The organism is Paraburkholderia sejongensis (assembly GCF_020880815.1).
Classification (GTDB): domain Bacteria; phylum Pseudomonadota; class Gammaproteobacteria; order Burkholderiales; family Burkholderiaceae; genus Paraburkholderia; species Paraburkholderia sejongensis.
In genome coordinates this window covers 79,230-97,212 of sequence record NZ_JAJITD010000015.1, presented here as the reverse complement: position 1 = coordinate 97,212, position 17,983 = coordinate 79,230, and the positions used below count along the sequence as shown (strand labels likewise).

General features: G+C 64.0%; 17 protein-coding genes. 6 read left to right on the top strand and 11 right to left on the bottom strand.

The genetic code is table 11. From position 1 onward, the window contains the following. Positions 1-117: 117 nt before the first annotated feature. Positions 118-1,050: a sterol desaturase family protein gene (locus tag LJ656_RS25870; RefSeq protein ID WP_230512369.1), complete on the top strand. Its 933-nt coding sequence runs from the start codon at positions 118-120 to the stop codon at positions 1,048-1,050. Between the two features lie 8 nt (positions 1,051-1,058). Here LJ656_RS25870 and LJ656_RS25865 read toward each other — a convergent pair whose 3' ends face one another. The 7 genes from LJ656_RS25865 to LJ656_RS25835 form a co-directional block, all read right to left on the bottom strand. Then, positions 1,059-2,204, bottom strand: coding sequence for an MFS transporter (locus tag LJ656_RS25865; RefSeq protein ID WP_230512368.1), 1,146 nt, complete (start codon positions 2,202-2,204; stop codon positions 1,059-1,061). Continuing rightward, the gene (locus LJ656_RS25860) at positions 2,201-2,995 is read right to left on the bottom strand and encodes a DeoR/GlpR family DNA-binding transcription regulator (RefSeq protein ID WP_230512367.1); all 795 of its coding nucleotides are present in this window, start codon (positions 2,993-2,995) and stop codon (positions 2,201-2,203) included. The genes LJ656_RS25865 and LJ656_RS25860 overlap by 4 nt, the downstream gene beginning before the upstream one ends. Before the next feature lie 85 nt (positions 2,996-3,080). Beyond that, positions 3,081-4,664: a PepSY-associated TM helix domain-containing protein gene (locus LJ656_RS25855; RefSeq protein ID WP_230512366.1), complete on the bottom strand. Its 1,584-nt coding sequence runs from the start codon at positions 4,662-4,664 to the stop codon at positions 3,081-3,083. Between the two features lie 86 nt (positions 4,665-4,750). Next, positions 4,751-7,006, bottom strand: coding sequence for a TonB-dependent receptor (locus LJ656_RS25850; protein ID WP_425606013.1), 2,256 nt, complete (start codon positions 7,004-7,006; stop codon positions 4,751-4,753). A gap of 229 nt (positions 7,007-7,235) precedes the next feature. Further along, on the bottom strand, positions 7,236-7,655 hold the full coding sequence (locus LJ656_RS25845; RefSeq protein ID WP_230512364.1) for a DUF2946 domain-containing protein: 420 nt from the start codon (positions 7,653-7,655) through the stop codon (positions 7,236-7,238). A 113-nt stretch (positions 7,656-7,768) separates the two neighbouring features. Beyond that, positions 7,769-9,076 carry a LysR substrate-binding domain-containing protein gene (locus LJ656_RS25840; RefSeq protein WP_230512363.1) on the bottom strand — a complete coding sequence of 436 codons (1,308 nt, stop codon included), beginning with the start codon at positions 9,074-9,076 and terminating at the stop codon, positions 7,769-7,771. Next, a complete protein-coding gene (locus LJ656_RS25835) occupies positions 9,073-9,267 on the bottom strand; it encodes a GntR family transcriptional regulator (RefSeq protein WP_230512362.1) in 195 nt (64 codons plus the stop codon). Before LJ656_RS25835 ends, LJ656_RS25840 begins: the two co-directional genes overlap by 4 nt. Before the next feature lie 390 nt (positions 9,268-9,657). Here LJ656_RS25835 and LJ656_RS25830 point away from each other — a divergent pair, with 390 nt between their 5' ends. From LJ656_RS25830 to LJ656_RS25820, 3 genes are all read left to right on the top strand, one after another. Beyond that, a complete protein-coding gene (locus LJ656_RS25830; protein WP_230512361.1) occupies positions 9,658-10,503 on the top strand; it encodes a gallate dioxygenase in 846 nt (281 codons plus the stop codon). Then, positions 10,500-10,859, top strand: coding sequence for a protocatechuate 3,4-dioxygenase (locus LJ656_RS25825; RefSeq protein WP_230512360.1), 360 nt, complete (start codon positions 10,500-10,502; stop codon positions 10,857-10,859). Before LJ656_RS25830 ends, LJ656_RS25825 begins: the two co-directional genes overlap by 4 nt. Positions 10,860-11,088: 229 nt before the next feature. Then, positions 11,089-11,793, top strand: a complete 705-nt coding sequence (locus LJ656_RS25820; protein ID WP_230512359.1) for an SDR family oxidoreductase — start codon at positions 11,089-11,091, stop codon at positions 11,791-11,793. Positions 11,794-12,001: 208 nt separating this feature from the next. Here LJ656_RS25820 and LJ656_RS25815 read toward each other — a convergent pair whose 3' ends face one another. Then, the gene (locus tag LJ656_RS25815) at positions 12,002-13,141 is read right to left on the bottom strand and encodes a major royal jelly family protein (RefSeq protein ID WP_230512358.1); all 1,140 of its coding nucleotides are present in this window, start codon (positions 13,139-13,141) and stop codon (positions 12,002-12,004) included. Between the two features lie 484 nt (positions 13,142-13,625). Here LJ656_RS25815 and LJ656_RS25810 point away from each other — a divergent pair, with 484 nt between their 5' ends. Continuing rightward, the gene (locus tag LJ656_RS25810) at positions 13,626-14,441 is read left to right on the top strand and encodes a hypothetical protein (protein WP_230512357.1); all 816 of its coding nucleotides are present in this window, start codon (positions 13,626-13,628) and stop codon (positions 14,439-14,441) included. A 162-nt stretch (positions 14,442-14,603) separates the two neighbouring features. Here the strand turns inward: LJ656_RS25810 and LJ656_RS25805 are convergent, their stop codons facing one another. Together LJ656_RS25805 and LJ656_RS25800 are read right to left on the bottom strand one after the other, a co-directional pair. Further along, a complete protein-coding gene (locus tag LJ656_RS25805; RefSeq protein WP_230512356.1) occupies positions 14,604-14,987 on the bottom strand; it encodes a BON domain-containing protein in 384 nt (127 codons plus the stop codon). Between the two features lie 46 nt (positions 14,988-15,033). Beyond that, positions 15,034-15,831: an MHYT domain-containing protein gene (locus LJ656_RS25800; RefSeq protein ID WP_230512355.1), complete on the bottom strand. Its 798-nt coding sequence runs from the start codon at positions 15,829-15,831 to the stop codon at positions 15,034-15,036. Between the two features lie 799 nt (positions 15,832-16,630). On the opposite strand from LJ656_RS25800, the gene ppnP reads away from it, so the two are divergent. Beyond that, positions 16,631-16,951 (top strand): pyrimidine/purine nucleoside phosphorylase, encoded by a 321-nt coding sequence (gene ppnP / locus LJ656_RS25795; protein WP_230512354.1) that lies wholly within the window; start codon positions 16,631-16,633, stop codon positions 16,949-16,951. Positions 16,952-17,080: 129 nt separating this feature from the next. Here the strand turns inward: ppnP and LJ656_RS25790 are convergent, their stop codons facing one another. Next, the gene (locus LJ656_RS25790; RefSeq protein WP_230512353.1) at positions 17,081-17,953 is read right to left on the bottom strand and encodes a LysR family transcriptional regulator; all 873 of its coding nucleotides are present in this window, start codon (positions 17,951-17,953) and stop codon (positions 17,081-17,083) included. Between the last annotated feature and the right edge of the window lie 30 nt (positions 17,954-17,983).

Below are 17,983 nucleotides of genomic sequence, written 5' to 3'. Positions count from 1 at the left end.
GCGATGCGGCTCGACGCCATTCGCGGGCGTTCGCGTCGTGTTGCGCGGGCCGGCCCGCGAATGCCCGCGCAGGATCGCTTACTACGCATGCATGCATGCGCCGTCCGGGGAATTCCAATGTTTGCGTCGAGCCCGCTTTCCGCCTTGCTGCACCACGCGAGCCTGTGGCTGCAAGCGTATGCGCTCGTGCTGGTGATGATGGGTCTCGGCGCGTTGCTCGAGCGTCGCTGGCCGGCCACCTTGCTGCAATCGCGCGCGGGGCAGCGGCTGAACATGGCGTATGCGGGTTTCTATATCGCGCTCGTCGAAGCGGTCAAACCGCTGACCGCGGCGGCCAGCGTCGCGATCGTGAATGCGTCCGGCGGCGGCATGGTGCCGCTGGTGTCGCGCGGGTGGGGCGCGCTCGCGTCGTTCGTGATCGTGCTGCTGACGATCGATTTTCTCGAATACGCGTTTCATCGATTGCAGCACACGTGGCCGCTGCTGTGGAAGCTGCATTCGCTGCACCATAGCGCGGTGGATTTCAACGTAACGATCACGTTACGGCATCACTGGCTCGAAGTGCTGATCAAGGGTTGTCTGCTTTATCCGATCGTCGGTGTGCTGTTCAAGGTCGAGCCGTGGATCGTAGGTGCCACGTCGTTCGTGTTCATGTTCGGCAATTACTTCGCTCACCTCAATCTGCGCGTGGACCTCGGGCGCTACGTCACATGGGTCAACAATCCGCAGTATCACCGTCTGCATCACTCGATTCGCGCCGAGCATTTCAATCACAACTTCACGCAGTTGCTGCCGCTGTGGGATCACGTGTTCGGCACGCGCTGGGTGCCCGCGAAACACGAGTGGCCCGCCACCGGTCTCGACGACGGCACGCAGCCGCGTTCGCTGCTCGGCGCGTTCAGCTGGCCGCTGGGGCAGCACGCGGTGAGCGCGGCGGCGCCCGTTCACAAGCCGGTCGCGGCCCATCGAGCGGTGGCGACGCCGGCTCATGCATCGGTCGCGGTGTCCGCGCGAAAACCGGTAGTTGTACTGGAGAAGAAAGAGAAGTAACGCGCGGGCTACGCCGGCCGGGTGCCGCGTACCGCGTTGCCGCCCAGCAGCGACACGATCAGCGTCGCGATCACGAGCACGCACAACGCGACGCGCAAGCCGAGTAGACCTGCGCCGAAGCCGATCAGCGCCGGCCCGATCAGAAAACCCGCATAACCGGCCGTGGCCGCCATCGACACCCCGACCGCGGGCGTCGCGCTCGTGCGGCCCGCCGCGCTGAAAATCACCGGCACGATGTTGGCGAGGCCGAGACCGACCAGCGCGAAGCCGATGCACGCGGTCAGCACCGTCGGCAGACTCAGCACCAGTGCGAGTCCGGCCAGCGCGAGCAGACCGCCGAGCGCGACCACCCGGCTCGAACCGAAGCGCCGCACGGACGCGTCGCCGGCGAAACGGCAGGCCGCCATCGAAAACGCAAACGCCGAGTAGCCGATCGCGGCGACGCTGGCCTGCTGGTTGAGCGTGGAGCGCAGATACACCGCGCTCCAGTCGGCGATAGCGCCTTCCACCAGCATGCAAAGAAACGCGAGCATGGCGAGTTTCATCACGCCGCTGTCGGGCCACGCGAAGCCGCTCGACGCGGCCGCTGCGCGCGGACCGATGTCGCGCAGCGCCAGCACGGCGGCCGCCATGATCAGGACAGCGATGAAAATATCCGGCGCGAGCAGGCCGCCCACGACCCCCACGCCGCTTTTCTGCAGCAGCGCGCCGGTCGCCGCGCCAAGCAGGCCGCCGGCACTCCAGGCCGCATGAAACGACGACATGATCGGCGCGTGCCAGCGCGCTTCGAGCGCGCTCGCGTGGCCGTTCATCGATACATCGAGCGCGCCGTTCGACGCGCCGAGCACGAACAGCACGCCGCACAGCGTGACCATGCCGGGCGCGAGCGCGGGCAACGGCAACGCGATCGCAAAGGTCACGCCGAGCAGCGCGGTCGCGCGGCCGCTGCCGAAGCGCGGCGCGAGCCGTCCCGCGAGCGGCATCGCGACGATCGCGCCGAGCGCGAAACAGAACAGCGCGAGACCCAGCGACGCGTCGCTGAGCGCGAGGCTTTCCTTGATGCGCGGAACTTCGACCGCCCACGCGCCGATGCCGAAACCGTTGGCGAGAAATACGCCGAGCGTCGCGATGCGCTCCCTGACGAGTGCGTTCATGGGCGTGCCACCAGTACGTTGCCGCAGACGCTTTGCAGACTCGCGATTCGCGCGGCCGGTACGTCGGCTTCGATACACAGATAATCGACCGCGCTCGCCGCCGCCACCGCGAACGGTGCTGCCGTCAGCAGTTTTTCCGAGGTCAGCGCGATCGCGAGCTGGCCGCTCGCCTTGACCATCGCGCGCTTCAGTTCGGCATCCTCAGCGTCGAATGCGGCGACGCCTTCGACGGGATCGAACGCGCAGGCGCCGAGAAAACACAGGTCGGCGCGAATCTGCTGGATTTGTAGCAGCGCGGTCGTGCCGAGCGAGCCGGCCGCGCCGCGCGCGAGGCGGCCGCCGATCAGGATGACCTCGAAGCCGGGCCGGTTCAGCAGGCGCGCGCCGGCTTCCGGCGAATTCGTGACGACGGTCAGTTCCGCGTCAGCGGGCAGCGCGTCCGCGATCGCGATGTTGGTCGAGCCGGCGTCGAGCAGCACGATCTGCTTCGGACGCACGATCGACACCACCGCGGCGGCCAGCCGGGCCTTGCGGTCGACCGCCTCGTGCATGCGCAGCGCCGCCGGTTTGTTGGAGGGCGACAGTAGCAACGCACCGCCGTACACGCGCTTGCACAGGCCCTGGTCGGAAAGCTCGCGCAGGTGGCGGCGTACGGTGTGCTCCGAGGTCTGCAGTTCGGCGGCGAGTTCGGCCGCCAGCACCCGGCCGTGCGCGCGCAGCCGTTCAAGAATCAGCGCTTCGCGCTGTTCGGGCAAGAGCCCGTTTATCGCTTCCTGCCGGGTTCGCTGCATTGCCGTGCCTCGCTGTCTGGGATAATCGATCATAAACGAGCATAAAGTATCGTAAACGATCATGGCTGGCAAGCGGGCCGCAAAATCAGCCGGGGCGCGTTCCCGCGCGCGTTGCCGCCCGCCCAAACACCAGCCAGTCGAGCAGCCAAACCACCACCAGCGTCAGCCCCATCAGCGGAAACACGAGACCGAGCAGCACGAGCCCGGCTTTCCAGCCGCGCATCGGCGGTGCGCCGCGTTCGCGCGACGGCGCGCCGAGTGCGCCGAGCGCGAGTTGTGGCCGGCGCTTCCACCACATCACGAAGCCGGTCACCGCGAGCGCGCCGAGGCCGAGCGAAATCAGCGCGCACAGTAACTGGTTCGCGACGCCGAAATAGCGGCCCATATGCAACGACGTGCCGTACGACACCGCCTTCGCGATCGCGCCATAGTCGTCGTAGCGGATGTCCTTCAGAATCGCGCCGCTGTACTGATCGATGTAAAGCGTGCGTTCATCCTTGGGATTACCAGGGAAATACGAAATCGTATAGACGCCGGTGCCGGAGTTCGGCAGCACGATGTTGTAGCCGTCCGTGATGCCGAGCGATGCGGCAAGCGCGACGATCTGGGCGAGCGATAACGGCGTCGGTGTATCCGCTTCGGTCGTGGCCGGCAAGCCGGAAGAGGGCACGCGCGAATTGCTGGCGGCCCACGGCTTGAGCGGCAACGGCAGATCGTCCATCACCATGCCGGGCATCGAATCCATCTCGGCGTGACCGGTATGAGCGGCATGTGCATCGTGCCCGGTGTCGGCGGTGGCCGAGCCGGACTGCTGCGCGGCGCCGGTAGGCGCAGTGTGACCAGCGTGCTCCGAGCCCGCGCCCGGCAAAACCGACCGCAATGGCAACCCGCCCCACGCGCCCGGCGGCGCGCCGAGCTTCGTCGCGGTCGCGAACGCCTTGAACTGCTGGCCCCACGAACCGGTCCACGGCAACCCGCTCAGCACGAACGCGAGTGCGCCGAGCGCGAGCCAGATGCCGAGCACCGCATGGACGCTTTTCCACAGCGGCCGTCCTTGGAGCGCGAAGCGCGGCACCAGCGCGCCGCGTACGCTGGCTTTGCCGCGCGGCCACCACAGCGCGATGCCGGTGCCGAGCATCACGAGGGTCCAGCAGGCGGCCAGCTCCATCAGCAATTCGCCGGGTTTGCCGAGCAGCAGCTTGCGATGCAGCATCCGCACCACCTGCATGAAGCGACGCTCGACGCTCAGCGTGCCCAGCGCGTCGCCGGTGTACGGATTCAGATAGACGCTTTGCTGCGTGCCGTCCGCGAGACGAAACACGAATTCCACGCTGCGGCGCGGATCGTTGCCGATCGCCGCGGTGGTCGCGGTCGCGTCGGCCGGCATCGCCGCGCGCGCCTTTGCGAGCAGCGCGTTGTGCGAAAGCATGCGCACCGCCTGCGGCGCGACGACCAGCTTCTGCGGGTATAGCAGCGGTTCGAGTTGCGGCTGGAAGCAGTACAGCGTGCCGGTGATCGCCAGTACGAGCAGAAACGGCATCACGAAAAGGCCCGCGTAAAAGTGCCAGCGCCACAGTGTTCGATAGCCGGGATGGACCGCGCTGGTAGCGGTGTGGGCTGTCGTCGTGTGGTCGGCGCGCGAGCGTTCGGTGGTTGGAGTCGTGGACATGAGATTCTCGTCGGACGGAAAAGCGCGCATCGTTCGATGCACGCGGATCGATTTACAGCGCGACTGCTACGTGGCTAGATTCGCGGCTAGATGCGCAGCTTCGCTTCCAGATAGAACGTGCGGCCCGGATACGGGTGATAGACGAAGTAACGCGCATCGAACAGGTTGTCGACGCCGATACCGATCTCGCTGAGCTTGGTCGGCTTGAACGTGAACTTCGCATCGGCCACCGTATAGCTGCTGGTGCCGCCGAATACGTTCGGATTCGTGTCGGTATTGGTGAGCGTGTTGTACTGGCGGCCCGAATAACGCGCCGCGAGCGTCAGCGCCGCGCGTGCGTCGAAGTGATAGGTCGCGGCGACATTCACGCGCCACAGCGGAATCCGGTAGAAGTACTTGCCGACCGAGGCCGGGTTTTGCGCGTTCTCGAGAATCTTCGACTGCGTGTACGCGACGTTGGCGATCAGATCGAGACCGCGCACGAACACGTCTTCGCCGGAATAGCTGGTTTCGACGCCGCGCGAACGAACCTTGCCGATGTTCTGGAAGTTCGTCACGTTCGGGATCACTGTTGTGTCGGTCTGACTGAAAATCGTGTTCTTCACGTCGTCCTGAAACAGCGAGAAGCGAAATACGCCATTCCAGTGCGCCCATTCGGCGGTCAGTTCTTTCGACAGCGCGTTTTCGGGTTGCAGATTCGGATTGTTGTTGACGATCGCAAAGCCGTTGATTTGCCCCTGGAACAACTCGCTGACCGTCGGAAAACGGTAAGCACGCCCAATCGATGCGCGCAAGGTCAGATCGTCGCTGACGTCGAACGACAGCGATGCTTTCGGCGAAAAGTGCTGCTGGCTCACATCGCTGTACCGCAGCGTCGTGCCGGGCAGCGACTGCGCGCCGTCGTACGCCTGCCAGTCCTCATAGCGCACGCCGTAGACGAGCTTCCAGCGCGGCAGGAAGCGCCATGCGTCCTGCGCGTAGAGCGCCTGGGTCTGGGTCTTGCCGGCGAAGCCGTTGGCAAACGCGTTGGCGGCGCCGTCGCGCCAGTTCAGCGTGGTGTAGCTGCGGTTGTCGACGAAATAGTTGTCGTAGTGATAGCCGAAGCTCAGCGCGTGATTCGCGAGGCCGGCCTCGTGGTTCGCCGGCGTATACGTGCTGCGCAGATCGAGCGTTTTCCAGCCGGTGCCGTCGCCGAACAGCACGGTGCCGGGACCGTTGTTCGGGCCACCCGCATTCGCGGTGCGCGCGACACTGTTGCTGACGTCGTAATACGACGCGATCGCTTCCGCGTTCCAACCGGTCGCGTTACGCGTTTTCAGCGCCAGCCCGTACAGCCAGTTCTCGCTGTAGCCGCGGCTCGGCGCCATTGCGGCCGCCGGAATCGTGTAGTGATAGCCGTTGATCGACACGTTGCCGCTATAAACCGGATTGCCGTCGGCATCGCGCAGGAACGTCGAGGTTGCGCTGTCGTAGGTCTGATGCCAGTAGCCGAGCGTGAACGCGCCTTGCAGCGTCGGCGTGAAGTCGTACTGCATCTTCAGCTTGAACTGGTCCTGCACCGTATGTTCGATGCCTTCCCCGTTCACGCCGAGCACGGCGGTCGGCGTATTGGTCTGGTTGTTATAGAAGTACGCGCCGCTGACCGGCGTGTCGCCGGCCTTCGCCGGCATAGTCGATTTCGCGAGGGTTGCGAATTGCAGGGGCTGACTGGTGCTATCCAGATGATTGACGCCGAGCCGCCAGGAGAACTTGCCGACTTTGTCGCCGATCGACGCGCTCGCCGACGCGCCGTTGAAATTGCGGTTCACGCCGAACAGGCTGAAGTGCTGCGTGAATCCCTTGACGTCGGCGTTCGCTTCGAACTGCTGCGGCATGCGTGTGCTGATCAGTACCGTCGCGCCGAGCGAATTGCCCGGATAAAGCGCGGAAAACGGTCCGTAGATCACGTCGACCTGCTGGATTTCCTCGGGCGACACCATCGACCAGCGCGGCGGAAACGCATAGCTATTGCCGAGCAGGTTGCTCAGCAGCATGCCGTCCGCGTACACGAGGCCGCGCGCGCTTTGCGTATTACTGGTGCCGCGTACCGCGATGATCGAATTCAGATCGCCGATAAAGCGCTTGCGTACCGCGAGATTCGGCATGTACTTCAGCACGTCTTCGGTATTGACGACGTTCCAGCGCGAGAACTGTTCGCGCGTGACGGTTTCGACGGAGGCCGGCAGATTCGGATCGAGCGCGCGTGGCGCGGCGGTGGTGGAGGCACTCGCGTTGACGCTGACGGCTGGCAGCGTGGTGTCGGTTTGTGCGTCGTGGGCGTGCGCGTGGGTGGCGGCGAGCATCGGCACGAGGGCCGGCAGAAGCGCCGACACCGGCGCGCTCCAGCGGGACGGGCGCCCTAGCTTCAGCGCGTGAGAAGTGGAACAGGTGGAACGGCCGGCGTCGCGGTGGGCGTGCAGCGGGAGCCTTCGCGGGGCGAAGTTGAACATGGGTGTTTCCTTGATGCATTGAACAGACGATCGCGGGCCTCGTCGGCGGTAGCGACGAAAACGCGATCAGGACTGGCAGAGCTCAGGAAACGACAGGTGGGGCGCGTGGGCGTCCCGACGGGAACGCGCCGAGCGGCGTGAAGCGGGTGGACAGCGTGGGCGGCACGGTGCCGGTCAGCAGCAGCGCGGCTGGCGGCGAGGTGGCGGCGAGCGTCGGCATTGCGACGTGATGCTGGAGCAGATTGCAGTAGCCGCAAGCGCCGAATGCATCGTCGTGGCTCAGATGCACGGGCGCGGGGTTCGCGTGACTGGCGACGCTCGTGATGGTCGCGCTGTTCGCATCGAACGCGCCGGCCGGATGATGCGTCGAGCAGAGCGGCGCAAGCGGCTCCTGCGCGCGAGTTGCTTCGAGCAACTGACTGACGAGCGGCGCGCACACGACCAGCCACATGGCGACGAGGCCAAGCCAGGCAGTCAGGCGGTTGCGGGAGCGTGCGGTCATGATGGTCGAAAGAGAGACGGGGGCGATTCTAGCATCGCCGCGCGCCGGCGTCTGCGTGGCCGGCACTACGCGTTTGCCGCAAAATAGTTAAGCCAACTGATTAACGGCGACCGCTAGCCCGCACCGATGCTGACCGTGCGCGTCACATCGACGACGGACAGCCGGATCGCATCGATCAACGCGCGCGCGGCCGGCGACGGCGTGCCGGCCGCGCGCATCGTCAGGCCGATGTCACGCCGGGTGTTGTGCAGCGGCACGTTGAGCACCGCCAGTTGGCCGGAGCGGATCTCGTGGTGCAGCTGCTGCGCGGACAGCGCGGCGGCCATATCGGTGCCGAGCAGCAGCCCGCGAATCACCGCGAGGTCGGCGGTTTCGACCGTCGGCAGCGGCGGCTTGACCTTCAGCCGCTTGAATTGCGCTTCGAACAGCGCGCGCGCCGGTGCATGGCTGCGCGGCAAAATCCATTGCGAGTCGCGCAGTCCCATGATGGTCAGATTGGCAATCCGCGTGAGCGGATGATCGCGACGCACCAGCACCACCATGTCTTCCGACATCAGCCGCTCGTTTTTCAGTCCGCTCGTCGCATCGTTATCGCGCAGCGCGCCGAGAATGAAGTCGATGTCGCCCGCGCGCAAACCGGCGACCAGCGTTTCATACGAGCTTTCATCGGTGACCACGCGCACGCCGGGATGCTCGGAGGTCATCCGCGCAATCGCTTTCGGCAGGATCAGCGTGCGGCCGAGCGGCAATGCGCCGACCGTCACCGAGCCCTGAATCTTGCCGTGCAGCGCGGCGATATCGTCGGGCACGTGACGCAGTTCGTTCAGCGCGCGGCGCACGTGCAGCAGAAAGGTTTCGCCCTCGGCGGTCAGCAGAATGCCGCGCGGGCTGCGATGAAACAGGCTCAAACCCGAGCCGCTTTCGAGCACGCGAATCGCGGTGCTGACCGCCGGCTGGCTGATGCCGAAGGTTCTCGCCGCGCTCGGCATATGCCGGTGGCGCGCGAGCGCGGCGAACAGTTGCAGGCGTCGCGTGTTCAGCAGATAAGCGGGCAACGTGCCTTCCGCAACGGGACGGCGCCGCGTCTGCCGGGCCGCGCACCACTGCGCGAGTTCTTCGAGTTCCACGAAGATGCGCTCGCAGCGCTGCAGCACCGCGCGGCCGACGGGCGTCGGCAGCATCCCCGTCGGAGCGCGATCGAACAGCGGCTCGCCGAGCGCGAGCTCGAGTTCCTGGACCGAACGGGTGACCGCCGACTGCGCGCGAAACAGCGCGGCGGCCGCGCGCGTCGCGCTGCCCATGTCGGCGACGAGCCGGAACGCGCGCAGATGCGCCAGATTGAGCAGGTCTTTGCTGGTGATCGACAGCGGCGCCCTGGCGGGCTCCTGACCGCTGTCGGTCGAAATGATCTCGTCGGTCATGTGGCGTCCGCGAGCAGATGCAACGACGGCAGCGACAGCTGCTGGCGATACGAGTCACGCAGCAGCGTGCGCGACACGCCGAGCCATTGCGCGAGTTGCGCTTCGACGAGCCGCTGACTGGGCGACAGTTTGCCCGCGAGAATTGTTTCGCGTAAGGACTGGACAATCGCCGGCTGGGTCGTCTCGTTCATTGTGGTATCGCTCTTCGGAAGCACCGAAGTATAGCCACCCGCGCAATGCTGCACCAAGACTAAAAAACCGCGTTGCGAGTTGTTTTCCGGGCCATCTGTTTTATTTATCGAAGTGCGTTGCTGGCGCGTTCAGCAACGGGCCAGCTGGCCGCGCCTGGGATACCGCTCAGGCTATGCGCAGCGGGCTCGCGGCTCTGGCGCCGGTGCCGTGAAACGCCCGTTGGTGGGGTTTTCACTGGTTAATCGGGCTTTCTGTGAGGTTTACCCGGGCTTCCGGTATCGAGGCACAATTCCTATCTTTGTATCCAACACGGTTGCGCCGGCTAGCGCCGCAAAGCCGCCGGCCTATCTGATTGGCAAGCAGCACGAAGTGAACGACGAGAGCGAAATATGGCAAGGATCATTGGCGGTATCGGCACCTCCCACGTACCCACGATCGGGTTGGCGTTCGACAAGGGCAAGCAGAACGAGCCGGCGTGGGCGCCGCTGTTCAAGGGCTATGAGCCGGTCGCGAAATGGCTCGACGAGCGCAAGCCCGACGTGATGGTGATGTTCTACAACGACCACGCGAACAGCTTCTTCTTCGACTGCTATCCGACCTTCGCGCTCGGCGTGTCGGCCAATCACGAATTCGCCGACGAAGGCGCGGGCAAGCGTCCGCTGCCGGACATCGCCGGCCATCCGGATCTGGCGATTCACATCGTCGAGCAACTGGTCGCCGACGAATTCGACCTGACCGTGTTCCAGGATCGTCCGCTCGATCACGGCTGCAATTCGCCATTGTCGCTGATGCTGCCGCATGAAGGCGGCTGGCCGATGTCGCTGGTGCCGCTCGAAGTGAACGTGCTGCAATATCCGCTGCCTACCGCGAACCGTTGCTACCGGCTCGGCCAGGCGCTGCGTCGCGCGATCGAATCGTTCGAGCAGGACCTGAAGGTCGTGGTGGTCGGCACAGGTGGCTTGTCGCACCAGGTGCACGGCGAGCGCAGCGGCTTTAACAACACCGAATGGGACATGGAGTTCCTCGACCTGATCGTCAACGATCCGGAACGTCTGGCCGCGATGAAGCACGTGGACTTCGTGCGCCTGGGCGGCGCGGAGAGCGTTGAAACGATCATGTGGCTGGCAATGCGCGGCGCGCTCGGCGGCAAGGTTCGCGAACTGCACCGCAACTACTATCTCGCGACCAGCACCGCGATGGCCGTGACGCTTTACGAAGAAGAGGTCGCTCGATGAATCCGCAACTGGTTGGCATCGAAGAACTGACGGGTACTTACCCGTTCGATATTCGCCAGAGCATGAAGGCGATGCGTATGAACCGCTTTTTCTGGCAGATGCGCGAGGCGTCGGCGCGCGCGCTGTGGCTCGAAAACCGCAGCGCCGCGTATGACGCGGCCGGCCTGACGGCCGAGGAACGTACGCTGATCGACAACACCGACTGGATCGGCATGATCCGTTATGGCGTGTGTTTCTTCGTGCTCGAGAAGTTCGCGCGGGTCGTGAAGATCACCAATCTCGCGGTGTATGCGAGCATGCGCGGCGAAACGCTCGAAGCGTTTCTGAAGACGCGCAAGGTGCCGGACGCTGTTTGAGCACGGCAAGCCTTAATGCCCGCCGGTCGATCCGGTAAGCGCTATTTCAGAGGTTCTTTCGCAACACCAGGCAAAAGCCGGGCTCGATCTAGCCCGGCTTTTTTTCGTCTGGAGAACGGCAATTGCGGCGGCGATTCGACAAGCGCGGCGCAACGCCATACAGTCTGCAACGTGATTGCCCGGCAACGCGCCATCCCGGCGCGGCGGGTCACCTGCAGGAGAACGCACCATGGCATTAGAAAAAGTGGCACTCGTCACCGCGGCGGGCAAGGGTATGGGCGCGGCGATCGCGCGGCAACTCGCGGCCGACGGTTACCGCGTCGCGCTGATGTCGCCGTCCGGCGGGGCGGTGCAACTCGCCGCGGAGCTTGGCGGTTTCGGCTTCACCGGTTCGGTCACCGAGCCGGCCGATATCGACCGGTTCGTGCAGGATACGTTGCACAAGTTCGGTCGTATCGACGCGGTCGTGAACAACACCGGCCATCCGCCGAAGGGCGATCTTCTCGCGCTCGATGACGAGCAGTGGCACCTCGGGCTCGACCTGATCGTGCTGAACGTCGCGCGCGTGTTGCGCCGCGTGACGCCAGCGTTTCTCGCGCAGGGCGGCGGCGCGGTCGTGAATATTTCGAGCTTCGCGGCCGATGCGCCCGAGCAGGCGATGCCGGTGTCGTCGGCACTGCGCGCGGCGTTGAGCTCGTTTACACGGCTGTATGCGGACCGCTACGCGAAGGACAACATCCGGATCAATTCGGTGCTGCCGGGCTTTATCGATAGCTGGCCGGAAACGCCGGAGATCGTTGCGCGTATTCCGGTCGGGCGTTTCGGCAGGACGGAGGAGATTGCCAGGACGGTCGCGTTTCTGCTGTCGGATGGGGCCGCCTATATCACCGGGCAGAACATTCGGGTCGACGGTGGGATCGTGCGGGCGCTGTGAGCGCGGGTGGCCACCTTGTGATCGCTGCGATTGGGGATGCGCCGATCACTGACTGGACTCCTCGATGCCGCTTTGCGCATGGACGCACGCATTCACGCCCGCATTCACGACTAGCGTCGCGGCATCCGCAAGCGGCTTTTCCTGCATCCGCATCGCGCGTTCCCGGACCACCGCGGGCGCAGCGCGAACCGGCGGGAACCGGTGCGGTTCAGCCGCCGGCGACACCCGCCGGTTCGCCGCCGGCAATCATCAACAAGCGCGAAGGCAGCGCGGCGGGATTGCCAGGTTTGAACCAGCTCATCTCCGGGATCCGCGAATCGGTCAGGTAGATCGAACCGTCCGGTCCTTCCGCGAAAGTGTCCGGCCAGCGCAAGCCGGGCTCGTGCAGCAGCGTGACCAGCGACTCGCCGTCCCACACCTTCACCGCGTGTTCTTCGACCGCGCTGATCAGCAGACGGCCGGCACGGTCGAAATGCAGGCCGTCGGCGGGGCCGTGCTCGAGTACCTTGTCGACTCGCCGGCCCACTTCGTCGCATGACAGCGCGGGATCGCGCAGCGCATCGGTCGGCACCCGATACAGCGTTTTGCCTTTTACCGCCTGCCAGAACAGATATTGGCCGTCGCGGGTCAGCGCGATGCCGTCCGCCGAGAATTCCACCCCGCGTCCATCGGGACGCCGTAACGGCGCGCCGTTCGCGTGGACGGTGACGCTGGCGTCCATCTGGGTCGACGGATGGCCGTCGAGCACCCGGCGCATCTGGCCGCTGCCGAGATCGATTACGACGAGCGCGCCCTGGGTGCCGGAATCCGTGATGTACGCGGTAGTTCCGTCGGGGCTGATGCGCACGTCGTTCAGATAGCTGCCCTGACGCGCGATGTCGGGCGCAAACGCGATGCACTGAGCGACGCTGTCCGTCGCCAGATCGATGCGCACGAGTTTCGGCGCGCCGGGCACGACGAACGCCTGGGCTGGAGCGCCGGGGTCCAGCACCCACAGGTTGTTTTGCGAGTCGCAGAACATCGCCTGCACGCAGACCCAGCGATCGTGCGGACTCAACTGATCGCGTTTGGCGTTGCGCCAGCTATTCCAGCGATCGTCCGGGTACGGGCGCACGTCGCCTTCCGCCGTCAGCACGCCGACCGAAATCGGGGCGTCTTCGGTCCAGCGCGGGAAGTTGACGAAGATCCGGCCGTCGTGGGCGACGGCCACGCCGGTCACCTGGTGGGCAAACGACGCGATCTCGCGCAGATGCAGCGACGAGTCGTGCTCGCCGCTGGCCGCTGTCGATGCCGGCGCCGCGGTAAGCGGCACCCGCTCCGCGGCGGATGACGGGGTGGTGCTTTTCATGGCTGTCTCCGTTCAGGGTTAGACAGAGGTAATGAGCAATACGGATGCCGTGGGTAATGGCGCTTCGAAGTTCTCAAACTTTGCCGCCATTCATGCTAATCGTCGTGCTTTCGCATGAGCAGAGAATGGGCGGTTATGCAATAGGGAAACCCGAGTTGCCGGTCGGTGCGAGGCGACCCCGGCGCTTGCAAACGCCGCTTGTGCAGCGTGTCCTCCTACGCAACACGAATCAGTCTTCGGCCGGCTGCGGACCGGCTGGGCCGATCGCGCAAGACCGGCAAATCTGTCTCTCAGGGTTTGTCCCGGCGCGGGTTAGGCACGGCACTGTCAGCCGTGCGCTACACCGCTCTTTTAAAAAGAAAAAATAATGCTCGCGTCTGAGGAATGTGCTAGAAATAACCATTGCACGCGCACGAGAATTAGCCGCACGGGGCAAGTAAATTTTTCGGCTTTCACAACTCTCAATTCGGCCGCGAGGTGGATCATGAGAACAAGAACGTTCTTGGGGATCGGGGTGGCGACAGTCGCCTCGGCGCTGACGCTCCACGCGTATCCGGCATGGGCCGACGGACCCGAAGCCGCGTATGCGTCCGAAGACGAGGTGCCGGCCGGCTCGCTCGGTGCAAACGAATATCAGGTCAACGCCGACGGCATGAAGGAAGATCCGAAAGCGAAGATGTCGGATGTGGCGCGCGCGTATCGCAATGGCTATCTGAATCGCGGCAAGCAGGATCAGGCCGATTATCAGGCGATGATCGACTCGCGTAACCACGGTCAGCGGCAACCCGCGAAGACCGACGTCGCGCGGGTCGACGTGCCGCCGCTGCCGGCCGGCGTGCCGGAAGACGACAATTCGAAATACACGAGTATTCCGCCGCAGCCGCGCCAGTACGCGCAGCGCCAGGTACCGCAGCAGCCCGTGCAACAACCGCCGCAACAGCGCTATCAGCAGGCTTACCAGCAGCCGCAATACGCGCAGCCGGCCATGCCGATGCAATATCAGCAGGCGCCGGCTTACGCGCAGATGCAGCCGCAAATGCAGCCGCAGATGCAACCGCAGATGCAACCGATCTACGCGGACAATCAGCCGATGTACGTGCGGCAGGACTATGCGCCGCCGCCGGTGCAATACGTGCCGGTCTACCCGCAGGCGCAATACGATGAAATGCCGGTCGTCGAAACGATAATGCAGCCGGTTGCGCCGGTCGCGTATCAGGTTTACCGGCCGCCGGTTTATTGGGCGCAGCCGCAGATGTATGCATACCGGGCGCCCGTCGTCGGTTATCGCGTGTGGCGTTGAACTGCCGGGCGGTTGTCGCGCGTTAAATAGCGGCCGCCGTAATGAAGACCCGGCAATTTAATAATCGATAAAAGTACTCGGCCCGGTACGACTGTACCGGGCCGAGTACTTTGTGCGAGCCGTTCGCGGTTGTGACGGATGGCAGCGCATCAGTGCGCTTTTTTAATGTCCGCTGCCGCCGCGGGTGCGCACGTTCAAGCGGTTTTGCACGCGTCTGACTCCGCGCACCGAACGGGCGGCATTGGTCGCGCGTTGTACCTGCGAGCGGTGCGGTACCCAGCCGGTCAAGGTCACGACGGCCTGGTGCGACTGTACGTGAATGCCGCTTGCGGGCAGGTTCGGCGTGCGGTTCAGCGCGCGGCGCACTTCGCGCACGAGTTCCGCATCGGAGCGGTTTCGAAATGAAGATGTCGCGACCGATGGATTCGCCGCGATCGTCTCGACCGGCGGGGCGCCACTGGGTTGCGCATTCGCATAGCCTGCCGCGCCCATTGCGATGGCGGCTGCGGCAATCGCAGCGATGATTCTCGCGCCGTATATTCTCACCTGACCTCCTGTAGCGATTGTTGGACGCTGCGAGCGGGCGCTGCCGTCAGCGCGTCATCCCGCGCATGCGCTCGACGTGATCGTCGAGCCGAGCGGCCGAATCGGCGAGGAACTTGGCGCGCGCATCGAGATGGAACACCGCGAGGGTCACCACCAGAATCACGATCGCGGCCGGAATCACCGCCGCCGCCAGCCGCTCGGGCCGGATGCCGCCGGCCGCGCCGCAAATCGAGTCGGCCGGGAAGTTCGCCGCAGCCATGCCAGTGTAGTGCATGCCGCTGATCGCAACACCCATGATCAGTGCGGTGGCGATGCGTTTGTACGTCACGTACTGGCGCTCCGCGGTTCGCATGCGCAGCGTGTAGGCGCTCCACAGCGCGGCGGTCGACGCGGCAATCGCGATCACGATCGACGCGGCCAGAAGCCCCGGGTCGTAGTGAATCGCGGGCGTCATCAACATCGCGGCCATGCCGACGTAATGCATGCTGGCGATGCCGATCCCCATCAGCACGCCGCCGGCGAACAGCCGAAGGACGCCGAGGCGTTTGCGCGTGACGATCTGCAATGCGAACCACGATACCCAGACTGCAATGAACAGCGAGTAGAGCGTGATGCGCAGATCGTAGCCGACTGGAATGTTCAGCGAGAACGACAGCATGCCGATGAAGTGCATCGACCAGATACCGACGCCCATCGCCAAGGCGCCGCCGGCGAGCCAGAGCTGGCGCGTTCGCGCATAAGCGAGCAGGGAGATCCGGTCGGCGAGATCGAGTGCGGTGTAGGAGGCGAGAGTCGCAATCAGCACGGAGACCGCGACCAACCACAGGTTATAGGTACTTTGCATAGTCGATGGCTTGGAGCGCCTGTTTAGTGATTATTTTCGGCCGCACGGATTTCCGCTGCCAACTACGCGTATCGGAAGTCCGGTCTCGCATACCGCATTGGCCTGTGCGGCGGGTGTTCACTATGTGCTTTTTCTTGCGCCGGACCTTGAACGGCTGGTACGGATCTGCTGCGACGGACTGGCTGCACGACGCACTCGCCGAAAGTCCACTCCCCGGGGCGTTTCGGACGCCGTGTCGTACCGCTTCGTCACCGCAAGCGGGTTCGCAAAAAAGTACTGTCGAGTGTAATACAGCCCGGTCGAATGTTAATTGACGAATTCAGGCATTAAAAAGGCTTTTTTTAGAGTGATGCCGGATGCATTCGAAAAACATGCGGGAAAATGTTAGTGGTTGCTTAAAAGGGCTTACTCGGCAGGTGCGGGAATGCTTTTGCGGATTTACTCGATTAAACGACCGCGAGTAGATCAAATGCTTACGTTTGGTTTTATTCGTGCAATCGAAGATTGCTTGAGGAAATAAAGGCGCTAGTTTTCTTCGCTCAAAAGCTTATCCGCGGTTACGACGGTGCAGTACTCGCCGTGGAGGTTGGCTAGCGACATGGCTTGCCGATGGTCCGGAGACTCTACCCCATGGGCCGTCGTAGCTGTGATCGAAGAATTGCGGCCAGTACGGGCAGACCCACGATAGCCATCCGAAGAGCCTGTATGATGGCGGGCTCGCATCCGGACCGGCCCCGCGTCAAAGCCGCGTCGCCCGGACACCAACGATCCATTCACGATGACCCAGAGGAAGACCGCCATGACGGCAGCAACGCAATTCGACCAGGTTTCCGTTGTCAAACGAGCCAATGTGTACTTCGACGGCAAGTGCGTGTCGCACACCGTGCTGTTCGCCGACGGCACGCGCAAGACGCTCGGCGTGATCCTGCCGGCCACGCTCAACTTCGGCACCGACGCGCCGGAACTGATGGAAGTGCAGGCAGGCAAATGCCGCATCCGCCTCGACGGCAGCGACGAATGGAAAACCTACGGCGCGGGCGAGTCGTTCTCGGTGCCGGGCAAGAGCCGCTTCGATATCGAAGTGGTCGAAACGCTGGATTACGTTTGCAGCTATCTGTAAGCGGCTGACATAGAGCACGTGCGGTGGTGTCGACGCCGCCGGCACGTGCCTGTTGGCAGGAACAAGTCAGCTGGCACACGTGCGCTTCGCGCAGCGCATCGGATTCTATTGGCCTCGATATCGCAGGCTTCACCGGTCTTTCGAAAACGCCGGATTTTCCGTAACGATAGTTAGCAGGAAATCCATTACCGCTCTGACCTGAGGCGAACGGCGCAGGTCACGATGAACCGCGATCCAGATATCCCGCGAAAACGGCGCGCTGTCGCAGTCGACACGCTGTAGCTTGACGTCGCTATCGCCGAGAAAACAGGGAAGACCCGCCACGCCGGCTCCCGCCAGCGCTGCCGCGAGATGTCCGTTGATATCGTTGATTTCGCAAGCGATAGATCTTCCTTTTACCGCGCTCATCAACCACTTTTGCTGCGGTATCTGCGCAAACCGGTAGTCGTAGGTGATGAATTCCCATGCAGACGGATTGTGCAGCTGGGGATAATCGCGGCTCGCATAGAAGTCGAACGGCATGCGGCCGAGTTTGCGTGCCACGCTCGTTGCTTCTGTGGGCCGAACCAGCCTCAGCACGATATCGGCTTCGCGCCGGCTGAGGGACACCTGGCGTGCCTCTCCAGAAACGGACAACTGTATGCCGGGATGAGCGCGGCGGAATTCGGCCAGATGCTTTCCCAGAAAAGTGGCGACCATCACCGGCGGCGCACTTAGCGCGACCTTGCCGCTCAATGGAGAACGGCTAGCGTCAAGAAAGCGCTCGACCGCGTAGGCATTTTCTTCCATTCCCTGGGCCAGTTCGAACACGCGCTGGCCTACGGGCGTGAGTTTGCAGGCTCGCGGAAGGCGTTCGATCAGCCGGGCGTTGATCTCCTCCTCGAACGCGCTCAAACGCCGGCTTACCGTCGCGTGATCGACGCTCAAGCTGCGCGCCGCTCCTGAGAGCGTGCCGATCCGGGCTACAGCCAGAAAATGGCGGGCATTTTCCCAATCGAACATCTGTGCGTTTTCTCAAGGTTGGGTTGCGGT